General features: G+C 51.4%; 17 protein-coding genes and 1 pseudogene. 4 read left to right on the forward strand and 14 right to left on the reverse strand.

Going from position 1 to position 16,433, the window contains the following annotated elements:
• Window positions 1-2: 2 nt before the first annotated feature.
• The 4 genes from nusB to nrdR form a co-directional block, all read right to left on the reverse strand.
• The gene (nusB, locus tag BM191_RS10420) at window positions 3-422 is read right to left on the reverse strand and encodes a transcription antitermination factor NusB (protein ID WP_092877882.1); all 420 of its coding nucleotides are present in this window, start codon (window positions 420-422) and stop codon (window positions 3-5) included.
• A 17-nt stretch (window positions 423-439) separates the two neighbouring features.
• Complete coding sequence (gene ribH, locus BM191_RS10425) at window positions 440-910, reverse strand: 6,7-dimethyl-8-ribityllumazine synthase (protein ID WP_092877884.1); 471 nt, start codon at window positions 908-910, stop codon at window positions 440-442.
• Between the two features lie 94 nt (window positions 911-1,004).
• The gene (ribD, locus tag BM191_RS10430; protein ID WP_092877886.1) at window positions 1,005-2,108 is read right to left on the reverse strand and encodes a bifunctional diaminohydroxyphosphoribosylaminopyrimidine deaminase/5-amino-6-(5-phosphoribosylamino)uracil reductase RibD; all 1,104 of its coding nucleotides are present in this window, start codon (window positions 2,106-2,108) and stop codon (window positions 1,005-1,007) included.
• 2 nt (window positions 2,109-2,110) lie between these two features.
• The gene (gene nrdR / locus BM191_RS10435) at window positions 2,111-2,560 is read right to left on the reverse strand and encodes a transcriptional regulator NrdR (RefSeq protein WP_092877888.1); all 450 of its coding nucleotides are present in this window, start codon (window positions 2,558-2,560) and stop codon (window positions 2,111-2,113) included.
• A gap of 175 nt (window positions 2,561-2,735) precedes the next feature.
• Here nrdR and lysM point away from each other — a divergent pair, with 175 nt between their 5' ends.
• Window positions 2,736-3,161, forward strand: a complete 426-nt coding sequence (gene lysM, locus BM191_RS10440) for a peptidoglycan-binding protein LysM (RefSeq protein WP_092877890.1) — start codon at window positions 2,736-2,738, stop codon at window positions 3,159-3,161.
• Window positions 3,162-3,211: 50 nt separating this feature from the next.
• Here the strand turns inward: lysM and BM191_RS17155 are convergent, their stop codons facing one another.
• Window positions 3,212-3,412, reverse strand: a complete 201-nt coding sequence (locus BM191_RS17155; protein ID WP_230479574.1) for a hypothetical protein — start codon at window positions 3,410-3,412, stop codon at window positions 3,212-3,214.
• Here BM191_RS17155 and BM191_RS17545 point away from each other — a divergent pair.
• Window positions 3,319-3,729: pseudogene (locus BM191_RS17545) on the forward strand (DUF3251 domain-containing protein). The gene BM191_RS17155 and the pseudogene BM191_RS17545 overlap by 94 nt on opposite strands.
• A 22-nt stretch (window positions 3,730-3,751) precedes the next feature.
• On the opposite strand, the gene secF reads toward BM191_RS17545, so the two are convergent.
• From secF to queA, 5 genes are all read right to left on the reverse strand, one after another.
• Entirely contained in the window at window positions 3,752-4,720 is a 969-nt protein-coding gene (secF, locus tag BM191_RS10455; RefSeq protein WP_092877896.1) for a protein translocase subunit SecF, read from the reverse strand.
• Window positions 4,721-4,730: 10 nt separating this feature from the next.
• The gene (secD, locus tag BM191_RS10460) at window positions 4,731-6,578 is read right to left on the reverse strand and encodes a protein translocase subunit SecD (protein WP_092877898.1); all 1,848 of its coding nucleotides are present in this window, start codon (window positions 6,576-6,578) and stop codon (window positions 4,731-4,733) included.
• A 27-nt stretch (window positions 6,579-6,605) separates the two neighbouring features.
• Window positions 6,606-6,938 carry a preprotein translocase subunit YajC gene (gene yajC, locus BM191_RS10465; RefSeq protein WP_092877900.1) on the reverse strand — a complete coding sequence of 111 codons (333 nt, stop codon included), beginning with the start codon at window positions 6,936-6,938 and terminating at the stop codon, window positions 6,606-6,608.
• A gap of 18 nt (window positions 6,939-6,956) precedes the next feature.
• Window positions 6,957-8,087: a tRNA guanosine(34) transglycosylase Tgt gene (gene tgt / locus BM191_RS10470; protein ID WP_092877902.1), complete on the reverse strand. Its 1,131-nt coding sequence runs from the start codon at window positions 8,085-8,087 to the stop codon at window positions 6,957-6,959.
• 98 nt (window positions 8,088-8,185) lie between these two features.
• Complete coding sequence (gene queA / locus BM191_RS10475; RefSeq protein WP_092877904.1) at window positions 8,186-9,256, reverse strand: tRNA preQ1(34) S-adenosylmethionine ribosyltransferase-isomerase QueA; 1,071 nt, start codon at window positions 9,254-9,256, stop codon at window positions 8,186-8,188.
• Between the two features lie 146 nt (window positions 9,257-9,402).
• On the opposite strand from queA, the gene BM191_RS10480 reads away from it, so the two are divergent.
• A complete protein-coding gene (locus tag BM191_RS10480) occupies window positions 9,403-9,984 on the forward strand; it encodes an ACP phosphodiesterase (protein ID WP_092877906.1) in 582 nt (193 codons plus the stop codon).
• 134 nt (window positions 9,985-10,118) lie between these two features.
• On the forward strand, window positions 10,119-10,721 hold the full coding sequence (locus tag BM191_RS10485) for a peroxiredoxin C (RefSeq protein WP_092877908.1): 603 nt from the start codon (window positions 10,119-10,121) through the stop codon (window positions 10,719-10,721).
• A gap of 258 nt (window positions 10,722-10,979) precedes the next feature.
• On the opposite strand, the gene proY is transcribed toward BM191_RS10485, so the two are convergent.
• From proY to phoB, 4 genes are all read right to left on the reverse strand, one after another.
• Window positions 10,980-12,356, reverse strand: coding sequence for a proline-specific permease ProY (gene proY / locus BM191_RS10490; protein WP_092877910.1), 1,377 nt, complete (start codon window positions 12,354-12,356; stop codon window positions 10,980-10,982).
• 65 nt (window positions 12,357-12,421) lie between these two features.
• Window positions 12,422-13,741: a branched-chain amino acid transport system II carrier protein gene (gene brnQ / locus BM191_RS10495; protein WP_092877912.1), complete on the reverse strand. Its 1,320-nt coding sequence runs from the start codon at window positions 13,739-13,741 to the stop codon at window positions 12,422-12,424.
• 505 nt (window positions 13,742-14,246) lie between these two features.
• Window positions 14,247-15,569: a phosphate regulon sensor histidine kinase PhoR gene (gene phoR, locus BM191_RS10500; protein ID WP_092877914.1), complete on the reverse strand. Its 1,323-nt coding sequence runs from the start codon at window positions 15,567-15,569 to the stop codon at window positions 14,247-14,249.
• 24 nt (window positions 15,570-15,593) lie between these two features.
• On the reverse strand, window positions 15,594-16,283 hold the full coding sequence (gene phoB / locus BM191_RS10505) for a phosphate regulon transcriptional regulator PhoB (protein ID WP_092877916.1): 690 nt from the start codon (window positions 16,281-16,283) through the stop codon (window positions 15,594-15,596).
• Window positions 16,284-16,433: the final 150 nt, after the last annotated feature.

Genomic DNA, 16,433 nt, shown 5'->3' on the forward strand with positions numbered 1-16,433 from the left:
GATTACTTTCTGTTTGGACGTATTTGCGGGGCAGCTTTATCCAGTACGCCATTGACAAACTTATGGCTGTCCTCTGCGCCAAATACTTTGGCCAGTTCAATACCTTCGTTTATAGCCACTTTATAGGGGACGTCGCTGCGCTTGCTCAATTCGTATAACGACAGGCGCAGGATTGCTTTTTCAACCTGCCCCAACTCTTCCAACTGACGCGAGAGATAAGGCTTCATTAACCCATCCAGATAGGCGCTATTAGTCGCAACGCCAATCAGCAGCTCGCGAAAATAACCGACATCGACGTCTTTAACGTCCTGTTCCGCCAGAAACTGATATTCAACATCGGCGATGTCATTTTGCGACAACTGCCAGGAGTAAAGTGCCTGGACTGCGCATTCACGAGCGCGGCGGCGGGCAGCTGGTTTCACTTAATTCCCCTTAAAAATCAAGCCTTTATGGCTTTCAGTACGTTAATCATTTCCAGAGCGGTCAGCGCAGCTTCCGCACCTTTGTTTCCTGCTTTAGTGCCAGCTCGCTCAATAGCCTGCTCGATATTTTCGGTCGTCAGAACACCAAACGCCACAGGAATATCACTGTTCATTGATACGCTGGCCAGGCCGGAGCTTGCCTCACCGGCAACGAATTCAAAATGTGCAGTGCCCCCGCGAATAACCGTTCCCAGCGCTACAACGGCATCATGCTTACCCGCCTTCGCCAGCGCCCGCGCCGTCATTGGCATTTCATAAGCGCCGGGCACCCAGATCACGGTAATATTTTCTTCTTTGACCTGGCCGATGCGTTTCAGCGCATCCACGGCACCACTGAGCAGGCTATCGTTGATGAAGTTGTTGAAACGGGAAATCACAATGGCAACGCGCGCATCAGGTGATGCAACTGCAGCTTCGATAACTTTCATAAAGTTCCTTATCGGATTCGGTAATGGCCCCGAGGGGGGCGGATTTTATCATAATCTCATGCGATCTGCTTCCGGTTTTGCACAGAGCGCCAGTCTAGTGCGGCGTCAGAATCAAGCGAACGTCCGGTCCAACCCGGCGAACATCGCTGAAAATGAAGTCCGGGGTATCAGCCAGATGGCTTAAACCAGGCAGCTCACACAGGCCGCGCGCCCCGTTGCCTAACAGCCTGGGTGCCAGATAGACGATAAGCTCATCAACCACCCCGGCCTGGAGCAACGCACCGGCCAGCATGGCCCCCGCCTCGACCCACAACGTGTTAATCTGCTGTTTTGCCAACAGCATCAATAAAGAAACAATATCTACACGCTGATTTACAGCGGGCAGACTAAGCTGATGAACCGACGCCGGCCACCGCCGATCATCTTCATTGAGTCGCGCCAGCCAGGTTTCTCCCGGCTGATTGATCAGCCGGTGCTGCGGAGTAATCCGATTCTGGCTGTCAATCACGACCCGCACCGGCTGACGGAGGTTATCCGGTGTGAGCTGTTGCTGTAAATCCGCATTAAGATCCTGCCAGCGCACGGTTAGCGAAGGATCGTCTGCCAGCACGGTGGCACTGCTGGAAAGAATGGCAGAGCTCATGGCGCGAAAATGTTGCACATCACGGCGAGCCTGCCATGAGGTTATCCACTGACTCTCACCACTGGCCATCGCGGTATGACCATCGAGCGACGCGCCTAGCTTAAGCTGCACCCAGGGAAAACCGGTGCGCATACGCTTGAGAAATCCGTGGTTCAGGCGCTCAGCCTCCAGCATCATCAGTCCATGACTGACCTCAACGCCAGCCTGCTTAAGGCGATAAAGCCCGCGACCTGCGACCTGCGGATTTGGATCCTGCATCGCCGCAACGACCCGCCGAATGCCCGCAGCCAGCAACGCATCACTGCAGGGAGGCGTGCGGCCGAAGTGGCTGCAAGGTTCAAGCGTGACATAGGCGGTCCCCCCGTGCGCACGTTCGCCAGCCATGAGTAGCGCATGAATCTCCGCGTGCGGCTCCCCGGCGCGTTGATGCCAGCCTTCACCGACAATCTCATCGTTACGAACGATAACACAGCCGACATTAGGATTGGGTGTTGTGGTATAAACACCGCGCTGCGCCAGTTCCAGCGCACGTGCCATAAACAGTTCATCGCGCATATTCAATCCTGTAAGCGGGCGATCTCTTCACCAAATTCACGCACATCTTCAAAACTGCGATAAACCGATGCAAAACGGATATAGGCTATTTTATCCAACCTCTTCAGCTCGTCCATTACCCGCTCCCCGATCATTTTACTGGCAATTTCACGTTCACCGGTGGCACGCAGCTGCGTTTTAATATGACTAAGGGCATCTTCAACTGCATCGGCACTGACAGGCCGCTTTTCTAACGCTTTCATGATCCCACTGCGTAGTTTGTCCTCATTAAAAGGCTCGCGGACGTCATTGCTTTTCACCACCCGTGGCATTATCAGCTCCGCAACTTCAAAAGTGGTAAAACGCTCATGGCACACCAGACACTGGCGTCGCCGCCTTACCGACCCCCCTTCGCCTACCAGACGGGAATCAATCACCTTTGTCTCGATAGCAGAGCAAAATGGACAATGCATAAACATTCCTGCTTTTAGCAAATAAATCCCAGTTTAACGCGAAGTTGCGGCGAACTGAAACGCTAACCCGCTCACCTTCTGCCACAATTTTCGCCAATAAATATGACAACAGGTAAAAGAAGCTATCATTAAGTTACCGCCCCATCATCGGGGCTTAACTACGAGGGGAACGACAATGGGACTGTTCAGCTTTCTTGAAACGGTAGGAACCAAGCTTTTCGGCCGCGCTGAGGACAAAAGCGCCGCGCTGCAAAAACATATCCAACAACTTAACCTTCCGGGCAGTGACAAGATTCATGTCAGCGTCGACGGGGATAAAGTCACTATAAGCGGCGATGGTGTATCACAAGAGGTGAAAGAAAAAATTCTGGTCGCCGCAGGTAACGTTGATGGCATTAAAACCGTTGACGATCAGGTCATCACCAGCGATACGCGTGAAATTCGTACTTACAGTGTTAAACCCGGCGACAACCTGAGCAAAATATCTAAAGAAGTCTATGGCGACGCTAATCAATACCATAAGATCTTCAAGGCTAACAAGCCGATGCTCACCAGCCCCGATAAAATTTATCCGGGTCAGGTTCTACGCATCCCTGATTAAGTCATAGATGGTATTGCCTGACGACAGCGGCGCTGCTGGCAGGTTGCACGTCAGTATCGCCGCACCAGGTTAACCAGTGGCATAATCAGGTCAGCGAGCTGAATAGGGAAAAAGCCAGCTGACCCGCCAGGTCCGTGCAACAGAACGGCAAAACAGCCTGAACGTAAATTCAGACCGGGGTGCCTGGCTACTCCCCGATGCAACAAAGCCGGTTGTGTTACGAAACCAAATAAGTAATCTGAATCTGTCACTCATCACTCCTGACACTGATAACGGCAATAATAAGATTCCTTAGAATATTCAATCAGTTGATAAAGGTAGCCTGCACGCCTTTAATGCACAGATTGAATGGGACGAGCGTGATAACGTTAGCACAAAACTCCCGCCGGCCGGCAGCCAAACTCAATGTATCCACATCGATGCCGGACTGGCAGGCAATCAGGTCGTGATAGTCCCGTTGCATCGCAATGGCATTCAGTTGGTTCAGTCAGGCTATGTCCGGGTACACCTCGTTGTGTCCTACGAAAAAAATGTTAAAACAGCACCCGAAGGTGCTGTTTGGCTCTGATGCTAATCTTTGGAACGATGGCTTACGGTAAAATTGAAGGCTGGTCGGCCCCCTCTTTTTCTACCTTCTGCGTAATCATGTGCTCGCGCCTCATGCCCAGTTTCAGCGCCAACGCGGAAGAGACATAAATTGACGAGATAGTACCAACGGTTACGCCGATCAACATCGTCAGTGAGAAGCCTTGCAGAAGAGTGCCGCCAAAGATCAGCAGGATCAGCACCATTGCCAATGTCGTGGCTGAAGTGATGATGGTACGACTCAGCGTCTGAGTCAGCGAGACATTAGTAATATCATAAGACGAGCCACGACGGATCTTGCGGAAATTCTCACGAATACGGTCTGAAACTACGATCTTATCGTTGAGCGAATAGCCGATAACCGACATCAGTGAAGCGATAATCGTCAGATCAATGTCGATATGGAACAGTGAAAGCAGTCCTGCCGTAATAATGACATCGTGTATCAGTGCCAATACGGTTCCCAACGCCAAGCGCCATTCAAAGCGAATACCGATATAAATCAGGATAGCGACCAACGCAGACATCAGCGCCATTGCCCCGGCTTGTGCCAAATCGCTCCCCACACTCGGGCCAACAAATTCAATGCGCTTAACAGTCGCATCCTGATGAGATGCACGATTAATCACCGTCACAACTTTATTGCCCAGCTCCTGACCTGCTGGTCCTGTAGTTGGGGCCATACGGACTATCACATCACGACTGCTGCCAAAGTTCTGCACCTGGGGCTGGTCAAAACCAGCTGTCAGCAACGCACTGCGCAGGGTATCAAGCTCAGTTGGTCTTTGCAGGTTGATTTCAATCACCGTACCACCGGTGAAATCCAGCCCCCAGTTAAAGCCCCGCAAGCTAATAATGGCGATCGACGCCACGATAAGTAGAGCGGAGATGACAAAAGCCAACGCGTCCCAGCGCATAAAGTCTACGACTTTACGCCCGTGATTCAGCTGCTCAATATTGTATTCACGTGCCACAACTCGCTCCTCAGATTGACAGCTTACTGATACGTTTGCCGCCGTAAACCAGGTTAACGATCGCGCGGGTACCGAGGATCGCGGTGAACATTGAGGTGGCGATACCAATACCCGTAGTAATCGCAAACCCTTTGATCGATCCGGTACCTACAGCATAAAGAATGATGACTTTAATCAGCGTCGTTACGTTAGCATCGACGATACTGGAGAAAGCGCCTTTATAGCCTTCATTTATCGCTTGCTGTACGCTGCGCCCATTACGTAGCTCTTCTTTAATTCGCTCGTTAATCAGTACATTAGCATCGACCGCAACCGCCAGCGTCAGCACGATCCCAGCGATACCCGGCATAGTGAGGGTTGCCCCCGGAATCAGCGACATAATACCGACGATGAGAACCAGGTTCGCCAGCAGCGCTGAAGTGGCGATTAGACCAAACTTCTTGTAAAACACCACCATAAACAGAATTGAAGCCAGCAGACCCCACAGGCAGGCGTCCAGTCCCTGTTTGATATTCTGCTGCCCCATAGTCGGACCTATGGTGCGTTCCTCAACGATCTGGATAGGTGCAATTAACGCACCAGCACGCAACAACAGCGAAAGCTGGCGCGCCTCATTTGGATTGCTGATGCCAGTTATACGGAAGCTGTTACCCAGACGTGACTGGATATTCGCAACGTTGATTACCTGCTCCTGTTTCTCCAGTATCGGGCGGCCTTTGGCGTCTTTCTTACCGCTGTTTTTATACTCCACGAACAGGGTCGCCATTGGCTGACCGATGTGATCCTTCGTGAAATTGGACATGATATTGCCGCCGGTACTATCCAGTGAAATATTTACCTGAGGTTGGTTATATTCATCCATGCTGGACGTAGAGTCGGTAATATGATCCCCGGTCAGAATCACGCGCTTGTACAGCACGACAGGCTGGCCATCACGCATGTATTTCACTTCAGAGTCGCCTGGCACGCGGCCTTTAGCCGCCGCCGCCGCATCCACCGACGTATTTACCAGACGAAATTCAAGCGTCGCCGTTGCGCCAAGGACTTCTTTCGCCTGCGCCGTATCCTGAATACCCGGCAGCTCAACCACGATGCGATCTGAACCCTGGCGCTGGACCAAAGGCTCGGCGACACCAAGCTGGTTGACACGATTACGCAGGATATTGATATTCTGCTGCACGGCATATTCTTTGGCTTCACTCACGCGCTGGTCAGTCATTACCGCAGTCAACATGTTTTTGCCGCTGCTGGAAATAACCAGGTCGCGATGACGTGGAGAGAGATAGCTAATTGCCGCATCACGGTCAGCTGAGTTCGGGAACTGGATCTGCAGGCCGTAATTCGGAGCTTTGCTGACCAGCGTATAAGGAATATTTTTTGCACGCAGATCGCTGCGCAAGCCTTCAATATTCTGCTCCTGAAGCTTACTGAGCGCCGTGTCCATATCAACTTCCATCAGGAAATGAACACCGCCGCGCAGGTCAAGTCCCAGCTTCATCGGATCGGCACCGAGCAGCTTAAGCCAGACAGGCGTAGCCGGCGCGAGGTTAAGCGCGACGACATATTTATCGCCAAGCGCATTCATCAGTGCATCACGCGCCTTAAGCTGGACGTCATTGCTGGCAAAGCGCGCCATAATGGTACCGCTTTCCAGCGCAACTGATTTAGCTGGAATATTATCTTGGTTGAGAATGCTTCGGACCTGGTCCAGCGTTTGCTCACTGGCGGCGGCTCCGCGCGCGCCAGTAACCTGAACAGCCGGATCCTCACCATAAAGGTTAGGAAGTGCATAAACCAGCGCGACGATAAGCACGACGACCAGCATAACGTACTTCCACAAAGGATAACGATTTAACACGGTAGTTCCCTTAGGGAAAACAGATAATTACAGCGCCTTTATCGTACCTTTCGGCAGAACGGCAGCCACGAAATCACGTTTGACGACAACTTCAGTTGTGTCGTTCAGAGCGATGGCTACATAGCCGGTTTCAGCAACCTTGGTCACACGACCAACCAGCCCGCCGGTCGTCAGGACTTCATCGCCCTTGGAGATGGAGTCCATCAGCTTCTTATGTTCTTTGGTTCGCTTCTGCTGCGGACGCAGGATCATAAAGTAGAAAATCAGACCAAAAACTACCAGCATAATAACCAGAGAGTAAGGGCTCCCCTGTGAAGGAGCGCCGGTAGCGGCCATAGCATCAGAAATGAAAAAACTCATCAAAATTTTCCTCAATTGTTAATTATCAGAGGATAAGGGCGGGGCCGTCTTACCCATCCGTTGATAGAATCCAAAAACAAAGCGCTCTAATGTACCCTCTTCAATAGCCTTGCGTAAACCCATCATCAGGCGCTGGTAGTAACGCAGATTATGGATCGTGTTCAATCTGGCACCAAGGATTTCGTTACAACGATCCAAATGATGCAAGTATGCGCGGCTATAATTGCGGCAGGTATAGCAATCGCATTCGGCATCGAGTGCAGAGGTGTCATCTTTATGTTTAGCATTGCGGATTTTCACCACCCCATCCGTCACAAAAAGGTGACCGTTACGGGCATTGCGCGTCGGCATAACGCAGTCAAACATATCAATACCACGCCGAACGCCTTCTACCAGATCTTCCGGCTTTCCCACGCCCATCAGGTAGCGTGGTTTATCTTGTGGGATTTGGGGGCAGACGTGCTCAAGAATGCGATGCATATCCGCTTTCGGCTCACCAACCGCCAGGCCGCCCACAGCGTATCCATCAAAACCTATCTCTACCAGTCCTCTGACAGAAACATCGCGTAAATCTTCGTAAACACTCCCTTGAATAATGCCAAACAGTGCATTTTTATTACCTAATGCATCAAAACGTTCCCGGCTACGTTGCGCCCACCGCAGCGACATCTCCATTGAGCGCTTAGCGTAATCCCATTCCGCCGGATATGGCGTACATTCATCGAAGATCATCACGATATCTGAACCGAGATCGTACTGAATCTCCATAGACTTTTCAGGATCGAGAAAAATTGCATCGCCATTGATCGGATTACGGAAATGAACCCCAGCTTCAGTGATCTTACGAATATCACCGAGGCTGAAGACCTGGAATCCGCCCGAGTCAGTGAGAATGGGCCCAGGCCACTTCATGAAATCATGCAGATCACCGTGCAGCTTCATGATTTCCTGGCCGGGACGCAGCCAGAGGTGAAAGGTGTTACCCAGAATGATCTGGGCGCCGGTATCCTGCACCTCTTCCGGCGTCATTCCCTTGACCGTGCCGTAGGTGCCTACCGGCATAAAAGCCGGCGTTTCTACCACGCCACGATCAAAAATAAGACGGCCACGGCGGGCGCGGCCATCTGTCGTATCAAGTTCAAATTTCACATTCACTCCACCACCAGAGAAACAGTCCGGCGATTAATCAAAAGAGGCGCATTCTACCAATGCGACAAGCGGCTTGCTACTCATGTCAACTTCCCGCTTCACTTAACCACGCTTTCATCCGGCGCGTCAGGATTACGGCTGATATACATCGCATCGCCATAACTGAAAAAACGGTACTGCTCAGCCACCGCCTGCTGATAAGCGTCCATAGTATGGCGATAGCCTGCAAAAGCGCTAACCAGCATAATAAGCGTTGATTCAGGCAGATGAAAATTAGTCACCAGTGCATCAATGATCTGATAGTGGTAACCCGGATAAATAAAGATGCTGGTGTCATCAAAAAACGGCGCAATCAGCGCATTCTGCGCCGCGTGTGCGGCACTTTCCAGTGAGCGAACCGATGTCGTACCGACCGCAATTACCCTGTTACCACGCGATTTACAAGCCAGCACTGCGTCTACTACCTCCTGCGGTACCTCGGCATATTCGGCGTGCATGACGTGATTTTCAATGCTGTCAACTCTCACAGGCTGGAAGGTTCCGGCACCAACGTGTAACGTTACAAAAGCGATCTCAACGCCCTTTGCACTCAGCGCCTGAAGTAGCGGCTGATCAAAGTGCAGCCCGGCCGTCGGTGCGGCAACTGCGCCAGGTTTCTGACTGTATACTGTCTGATAAAGCTCACGATCGGCCTCTTCATCAGGACGGTCGATGTAAGGCGGCAGTGGCATATGCCCTACTGCATTTAAAATTTCCAGTAGCGGGCGAGGATCGTCAAAGACGATTTCAAATAACGCATCGCGACGTGCCACCATTGTGGCAGTAACGCTCTCATCATCGCCAAGCAAAAGTGCGCTGCCCGGTTTAGGCGCTTTAGATGCCCGAACGTGCGCCAAAGCGCGCTTATCGTCAAGCATCCGTTCAACCAGAACTTCAATTTTACCGCCGCTGGCTTTACGTCCATATAAACGAGCCGGAATCACCCTCGTATTGTTAAATACCAGCAGGTCACCTGGCTGAAGTTTATCCAACAGGTCGGTGAATATTCCATGACTGAGATTGCCAGTTTCACCGTCCAGTGAGAGTAAACGGCAGCCGCTGCGCTCCGCCTGAGGGTAATGGGCAATCAGGGAGTCGGGTAAATCAAAAGAGAAATCGGAAACGCGCATGGTTATTTCTGGCAGAGTTAAAACAGGGCGCATAGTTTAACGGAAAAGCCCTCGTAGCTGAACCTTTCTCATCGGCAATCGTGGTTTAACCTCAGCGAGGGCAAAAAATATGGTCGGTGAACCTGAAATGCCAATATACTTTCGCAATGAACTTTCTTGCTCATCTTCACCTCGCCAGCCTGGAGAACAGTTCGCTACTGGGAAATCTAATGGCCGATTTTGTCCGTGGCAATCCCACTAAGCACTGGCCACCGCACGTTGCCGCAGGTATTGCCCTGCACCGACGTGTTGACGTACTGACGGACAGTTTGCCGGAAGTTAAAGCGATGCGAGCACACTTTCGTCCCTCAACACGGCGTGTCGCACCCATTACCCTTGACGTGGTCTGGGATCATTTTTTGTCACGACACTGGGACCTGCTGAACCCGCAGCAATCGTTGACGGATTTTTTGCAACGGGCAGAGGCGGATATTGTTCCTTATCTGGCACAAACGCCCCCAGCATTTCAGGATCTTAACCGCTATCTGTGGCAGGAAAACTGGATGCTGCGCTATGCCGAGCGGGACTATCTGCAACGGGTACTCAATGGAATGGCTAATCGCCGCCCAAGGCTCTCAGCACTGCGCGACTCCTGGCTGGATTTCCGCGATAATTACGCTGAACTTGAGCAGGCGTTCTGGCAGTTTTACCCCTGGATGATGGCGAAGGCATGCCGTGTCGAGCTCTGACCGCCTTGATAGCTGCCAGCCTCGCCTCGAATTGATGATAGCAACGCGCAGGCTATTTACATTGGCTTCCAACCACGCCTCGCTTATACTGCCGCTGTCCTGTCATTAAACCTCACCAACTTACAGGAGTGAAAATGGTCCTGGTAACTCGTCAAGCCCCGGATTTTACCGCTGCCGCTGTATTGGGTAACGGCGAAATCGTTGATAGCTTCAACTTCAAAAAACACACCGCAGGCAAACCTACCGTGCTGTTTTTTTGGCCAATGGATTTTACTTTCGTCTGTCCTTCAGAGCTTATCGCTTTTGACAAACGCTACGAAGAGTTCCAGAAAAAAGGCGTGGAAGTTGTCGGTGTCTCCTTTGATTCCGAATTCGTTCACAACGCCTGGCGCAACACCCCGATAGATAACGGTGGTATCGGCAAGGTTAAGTATGCGATGGTTGCCGACATTAAGCGTGAAATTCAGAAAGCTTACGGCATCGAGCATCCTGATGCTGGTGTGGCATTGCGCGGCTCCTTCCTGATTGACAAAGCCGGCGTGGTTCGCCATCAGGTAGTCAACGATCTGCCGCTAGGCCGCAACATTGATGAAATGCTGCGTATGGTCGATGCCCTGCAATTCCACGAAGAGCACGGGGAAGTTTGTCCGGCACAGTGGCATAAAGGTCAGGAAGGTATGGGGGCGTCGCCGGAGGGCGTCGCGAAATACCTCAGCGAGAATGTGGCTAAGCTGTAATCGGTTATCACAGCCTGGTTTCTGATCGTCGGATGAAAACCGGTCACTTCGTGGCCGGTTTTTTTTATTTGAAGGTTCACTGAATCTATTGGCTGACAGACGAAGACCACCGTTCCTGGATTAAGATCCCGCCCTGCCGCCAGAGATTCATGATTAATCAGTTACTGACAGCGTCTCGGCGCACAATGTCGAAAATGAGAGGCAGATTTTAGCACGACCAGCACCCGTTACCAGGTGCTGTAAATCAGAAAACAGAGATCATAACGACGAAGAGCGGCGGGCTGCTGCTGACCTGACCCGCTTCCAGCATGCTAGCAGCAATACTAACCAGACCGCACCAACGTAAAGCGATACTCGGGTATCCGGGAAATAGCCAATCAGTGCAATAATAAACACAAGGAACAGCACGCCGACCATCGCGGTAAAACGCCCGCCAGGCATAGCAAACTGCAATGACTTGCGCTGTTCTGGGGTAAGCTGGCGACGAAAAGCTATATTGGCGAGCAGGATCATGATCCATACCCACACGGTTGCAAACGTTGCCAGCGAAGCAATGACCAGAAAAACCTTCTCCGGCATAAGATAATTAAGGTAAACCGCGATCAGCAGCGCTGCCATCATAATCACCACCGTCAGCCAGGGTATCCCACGTTTCGAGACCTGAGTGAACGCCCGGGGAGCATAGCCCGATTCAGCCATACCATGCAGCATACGTCCAACGCCAAACACATCGCTATTGATCGCAGAAAGCGAGGCGGTAATCACCACAAAATTGAGGATGGAGGCGGCTGCGGCAATCCCCAGATGCTGGAAGGTCAGAACAAAGGGGCTACCCTGGGTGCCGACCTGACTCCAAGGATAAATAGACATAATTACAAACAGCGTGCCAACATAAAATATCAAAATACGCAGAGGCACCGAATTGATAGCACGTGGAATGGAGACCGCAGGATCCTTCGCTTCACCCGCCGTGATACCGATGATTTCTATTCCGCCATAGGCAAACATCACCATTTGCAAAGAGAGCAGCATCCCGATGATCCCGTGGGCAAAAAATCCGCCATTGCTCCATAAATTATGAATACCGGTCGGCTGCCCACCGTTGCCAATTCCCCAGATAATGATGCCAAATCCGGCGCAGATCATCAGTATGATGGTTGCCACCTTGAAAAAAGAAAACCAGAATTCCAGCTCACCGAATACCCGCACGCTCATCATGTTAATTGCGCCGATAATCAACACTACGCTGAGCACCCAGATCCAGTGCGGTACATCAGGGAACCACACGCCCATATAGACGCCAAACGCGGTCACATCAGCAATAGCGACGATCAGGATTTCAAAACAGTAGGTCCAACCGGTGATATATCCAGCCAGCGGGCCAAGATAATCCTGGGCGTAGCGTGAAAAAGAACTGGCTTGAGGATTATTTACCGCCATCTCACCCAACGCGCGCATGATGATATACGCGACCGCACCGCCAATAATATAGGCCAACAGCACGCTGGGCCCTGCCATCTTAATTGCGTCGGCAGAACCATAAAATAATCCGGTGCCAATTGCCGAACCCAGCGCCATGAAGCGAATATGGCGGGAACTCAATCCTCGTTTCAGTGAGCGTCTTTCTTGTTGCATTCCATTCAACCTTCACATAAACAACCACGGGCAGGCCCGTGGTCATAGCGGATACTGAAAAATTCTTACTGAGGTGCCGTGTGCGGTTTCTGTCCCAGCAGGCGATCGCTGATAGCAGCGACCAGCGCAACCACCAGCGTCGGGGGCAGCCAGGATAATCCCTGATCGACTAATGGCAGATGCTGAAAGAACGCGGGTACCAGCGCAGAGAAATCGCTGGATTTAAACGCATCCACGATGCCAAACAGTAGGCTGACGATCATAGAGGGCGCGACCAGGCGGCTGCTATTATTCCACCAGCTAAGCGTGAAACTCAATATTACCAGCACAATACACGGCGGATAAATCGCCGTCAGAACCGGTACTGAAATATGGATAAGGTGGCTCAGGCCAAGATTGGACACCACCATGGAAAACAACCCGAGAATAAATACCAGGGTTCGGTAGGAAAACGGCAGGTACTCGGCAAAAAACTCGGCGCAGGCGCAGGTCAGACCGACCGCCGTGACCATACAGGCGATGAATATCAGCGCTGCCAGCAGAAAACTACCAAAACCGCCAAAGGTGTGCTGCACATAAGCATGTAAAATTGCCGCGCCATTAGCGCCCTGTTCGACCAGTACGCCACTGCCGGAGCCGAGCTTGAACAGACTGAGATAAAGTAGCGTCAGGCCGACACCGGCAATCAGACCAGCGATCATGGTGTAGCGCGTCAGCAGCGAGGACTGCTCCACGCCGCGTGAACGCGCTGCGTTAACGATAACGATGCCAAACACCATCGCGCCGAGCGTATCCATCGTAAGATAGCCGTTTACAAAACCGCTGGAAAACGCTGCTCGCTGATAGTCAGCGGTTGCCGGTATCAGGTTGCCCGCAGGCCAGAGCAGCGCGGCAACGCCCAGCACAGTGAGCGCAACGATCTTCAACGGCGCGAGGAAATGACCGACGGTGTCCAGAAGTTTGCCCGGATAAAGGGAGATGATGATCACCAATGCGAAATAGATCAAGCTGTAAATCAGCAGAGGACTTGCCCCCTCACCGGTAAGCGGAGCAATACCGACTTCGAATGAGACGGTGGCAGTTCGCGGCGTCGCAAACAGGGGACCTACGGCCAGATAGCAAACGGTAGCCAGCAGTACGCCGGCTTTTTTACCAATCGGCGAACTGAGCGCATCAATGCCGCCACCGACTCTCGCCAATGCAATAACCGTGATAACCGGTAGTCCGACTGCGGTTATCAGAAAACCCAAAGCTGCCGTCCAGACGTGTTCGCCAGATTGAATGCCAACCATTGGGGGGAAAATAATATTCCCTGCGCCAACAAACAGTGCAAAGGTCATAAAACCCAGCGCAAGAATATCCTTAGTCTTTAAATGTTGTGTCATAGCTGTGGATGCTACCTGTAAAACAAGGGTCCTGGAGATAATGTACTGGTAAGTACTGCGTTGCGTTATTATTGTAAACGGGCGCCAGTAAAGCGTTTATAGCGTAGAAAGGCAATACTACATTGGAAAAGCAGAGTTATATATTAAATTTAGCAGCAAGTTTAGTTATTTCGTTCAATTAACATCATTATAACGCCATATGATTTGCATTATTTTTGAACGAAAGAACACCCATTACTGTAAAATATTCGCCATTACGTTGGCACAAGCGGCAAAAACCCCTCCCTTTTGCGCGATATCACGCTATCTCCTGACTTTATGACTGCGCGAAACTGCCGACTCAGGCAGAGCCTCACGGCGGCGGAAGGTGGCTGATTAACACTTTGCTAACAATAGCAGGGTTAAAAGTTGAAAACAGAAAAGGTGACAGCCTGGCCATAAAAGGTTTTATCGCGGCGAAAGCAGAGGAGTCAGTGGATAGCGTCCGCGTTTATTTCCTGATCCATTAGCGCTTACCAGACGCTTCATCCTTCAGCGTAGAGGCGATAACTAATCCCGGCGCCAGGGTAAAGCTGAATACCGTTTCTTCATTCGGCTTACTGCTAATCCTGAGCCGCGCATTGTGATGACTGAGCGCATGTTTGACGATAGCCAGCCCCAATCCGCTGCCGCCTGTCTCTCGCGAACGCGCTTTATCAACCCGGTAAAAGCGCTCGGTCAGGCGCGAAATATGCTCGGCGGCAACACCCGGGCCATTATCTTTTACAACAAACCGGGCCGCGCCCTGCGGAGTGCGCAACCAGCTGATATCAATCCGCGTGCCTTCAGGGGTGTGAGTAACCGCGTTATACACCAGGTTCGATATTGCGCTACGCAGCTGCTCGTCATTCCCTGAAACAATAAGATGTGGATCGATGTGAAAATAGATCTGGTGACGACCGGCGCTCAGCGTTTCCACTTCACGCTCCAGCATATTCAGTACAGTCGGAACATCGATTTTATCCTGCAACTCAAAGGATGGCGCGGCTTCAATGCGTGAAAGAGTTAGCAATTGCTTTACCAGTGTGTCCATACGTCGGCTTTGCTCGTGCATAGTACTCAACGCTTTCTCACGCAGCGCCGGTGACATCTCTGCGTCATGCATCATTTCCAGATATCCCTGAAGCACCGTTAACGGCGTGCGCAATTCATGGCTGACATTGGCAAAAAAATTACGTCGCGCGCCCTCCAGTTTGTGCATTTGTGTGACATCGCGAGCCACAATCAGCCAGTGGTTTTCACTGTACGGCATAATACGAAATTCCGTATGATGATCATGGCTGATGACGAGCGTCAGGGGCCGACTGAAATCACGCTCACGCAGATAACGGGCAAACTCAGGATAGCGCAGTAAGTTGAGGATGTTCTGACCATAATCTTCAGGCCAGCGCAAACCCATAATTCGTTGCGCCAGGCCATTACACCAAAAAATGACACCGTCTTCAGTCGCTAACACCAGCGCATCGGGTAGCGATTCAGCACCGCTACGAAAACGCTTTATCAGCTGTCGAAGCTCACCGCGACGGCGGCGATTACGCGATTGCATCTGATTGAGACCATAAAACAGCCTCTCCCAGCTACCCTGACCACGGGGTGGTGTCATCCGGCGATCAACCCAAAGCCAGTGTGAAAGACGCATTAAATTTCTGGCATGCCAGAACATTAACGCCAGAAGTGCCAGTATCAGAAACCAGGATAAGTAGCCGAACAGCAGGCCGGCAACCAAGGCTGGCAGACAGACCAGCATCAGCTCCAGTGCTAATATTTTCCAGGTAAGGCGTTCCAGCACCGTATACACTCCAGGGAGTAAAAATCAGAAACGGGTAGAGAAACGATACCCCGTCCCGCGCACTGTCTGCACCATCCTGTCATAGCCGCCAACCTCCAACGCTTTACGCAACCGGCGAATATGGACATCAACCGTACGGTCTTCCACATAAACGTTAGTTCCCCACACGTTATTCAGCAGCTGCTCACGGCTGTAAACGCGCTCCGGATGCGTCATAAAAAAATGGAGCAGTTTATATTCTGTAGGCCCCATTTCAATCAGTATATCGCCCGACATTACGCGATGAGAGGAAGGATCAAGGTTCAATCCCTGCACGTCAATGCTTTCTTCATCGGTCATCGGAGAAACACGTCGCAACACAGCCTTAATGCGCGCGATCAGCTCCTTCGGTGAGAAAGGTTTGGTGATATAGTCATCAGCCCCCACTTCCAGCCCACGGACCTGGTCCTCCTCTTCACTGCGGGCCGTCAGCATAATGATCGGGATATCCCGTGTCATTGCATCACGCTTAAGGTGCTTGATATACTGAATACCGGTTCCACCAGGCAGCATCCAGTCAAGTAGAATCAAATCCGGCCACGGCTCTATCAGAAGATTGATAGCACTATGGTAATCCTCAGCTTCAATCGGTTGAAAATCACTTTGCTCAAGAACAAAACATAACATTTCCCGAATTGAGGACTCGTCTTCAACCACCAGAATGCGCTTTGCCATCATTGCTCCTGCCAACGCGACGTTCGTCGCTTCATAAACGGCGCCATTATGCGTCAGTTTTATGACAAATTTATGAAAAAAATACCGGCTACTTAGCGAGAATAGGGACAGTGATTGAGAGAAAAATGTCGCCACACTGCCGCTTCAGCG

This window comes from Izhakiella capsodis, assembly GCF_900115045.1.
Lineage (GTDB): Bacteria > Pseudomonadota > Gammaproteobacteria > Enterobacterales > Enterobacteriaceae > Izhakiella > Izhakiella capsodis.

Excerpts from the sequence above, each read along its gene's own strand:
- ribH (WP_092877884.1), bottom strand. The coding sequence starts at position 910 with ATGAAAGTTATCGAAGCTGCAGTTGCATCACCTGATGCGCGCGTTGCC.
- ribD (WP_092877886.1), bottom strand. The coding sequence starts at position 2,108 with ATGCGCGATGAACTGTTTATGGCACGTGCGCTGGAACTGGCGCAGCGC.
- nrdR (WP_092877888.1), bottom strand. The coding sequence starts at position 2,560 with ATGCATTGTCCATTTTGCTCTGCTATCGAGACAAAGGTGATTGATTCC.
- lysM (WP_092877890.1), top strand. The coding sequence starts at position 2,736 with ATGGGACTGTTCAGCTTTCTTGAAACGGTAGGAACCAAGCTTTTCGGC.
- yajC (WP_092877900.1), bottom strand. The coding sequence starts at position 6,938 with ATGAGTTTTTTCATTTCTGATGCTATGGCCGCTACCGGCGCTCCTTCA.
- queA (WP_092877904.1), bottom strand. The coding sequence starts at position 9,256 with ATGCGCGTTTCCGATTTCTCTTTTGATTTACCCGACTCCCTGATTGCC.
- BM191_RS10480 (WP_092877906.1), top strand. The coding sequence starts at position 9,403 with ATGAACTTTCTTGCTCATCTTCACCTCGCCAGCCTGGAGAACAGTTCG.
- BM191_RS10485 (WP_092877908.1), top strand. The coding sequence starts at position 10,119 with ATGGTCCTGGTAACTCGTCAAGCCCCGGATTTTACCGCTGCCGCTGTA.
- proY (WP_092877910.1), bottom strand. The coding sequence starts at position 12,356 with ATGCAACAAGAAAGACGCTCACTGAAACGAGGATTGAGTTCCCGCCAT.
- brnQ (WP_092877912.1), bottom strand. The coding sequence starts at position 13,741 with ATGACACAACATTTAAAGACTAAGGATATTCTTGCGCTGGGTTTTATG.
- phoB (WP_092877916.1), bottom strand. The coding sequence starts at position 16,283 with ATGGCAAAGCGCATTCTGGTGGTTGAAGACGAGTCCTCAATTCGGGAA.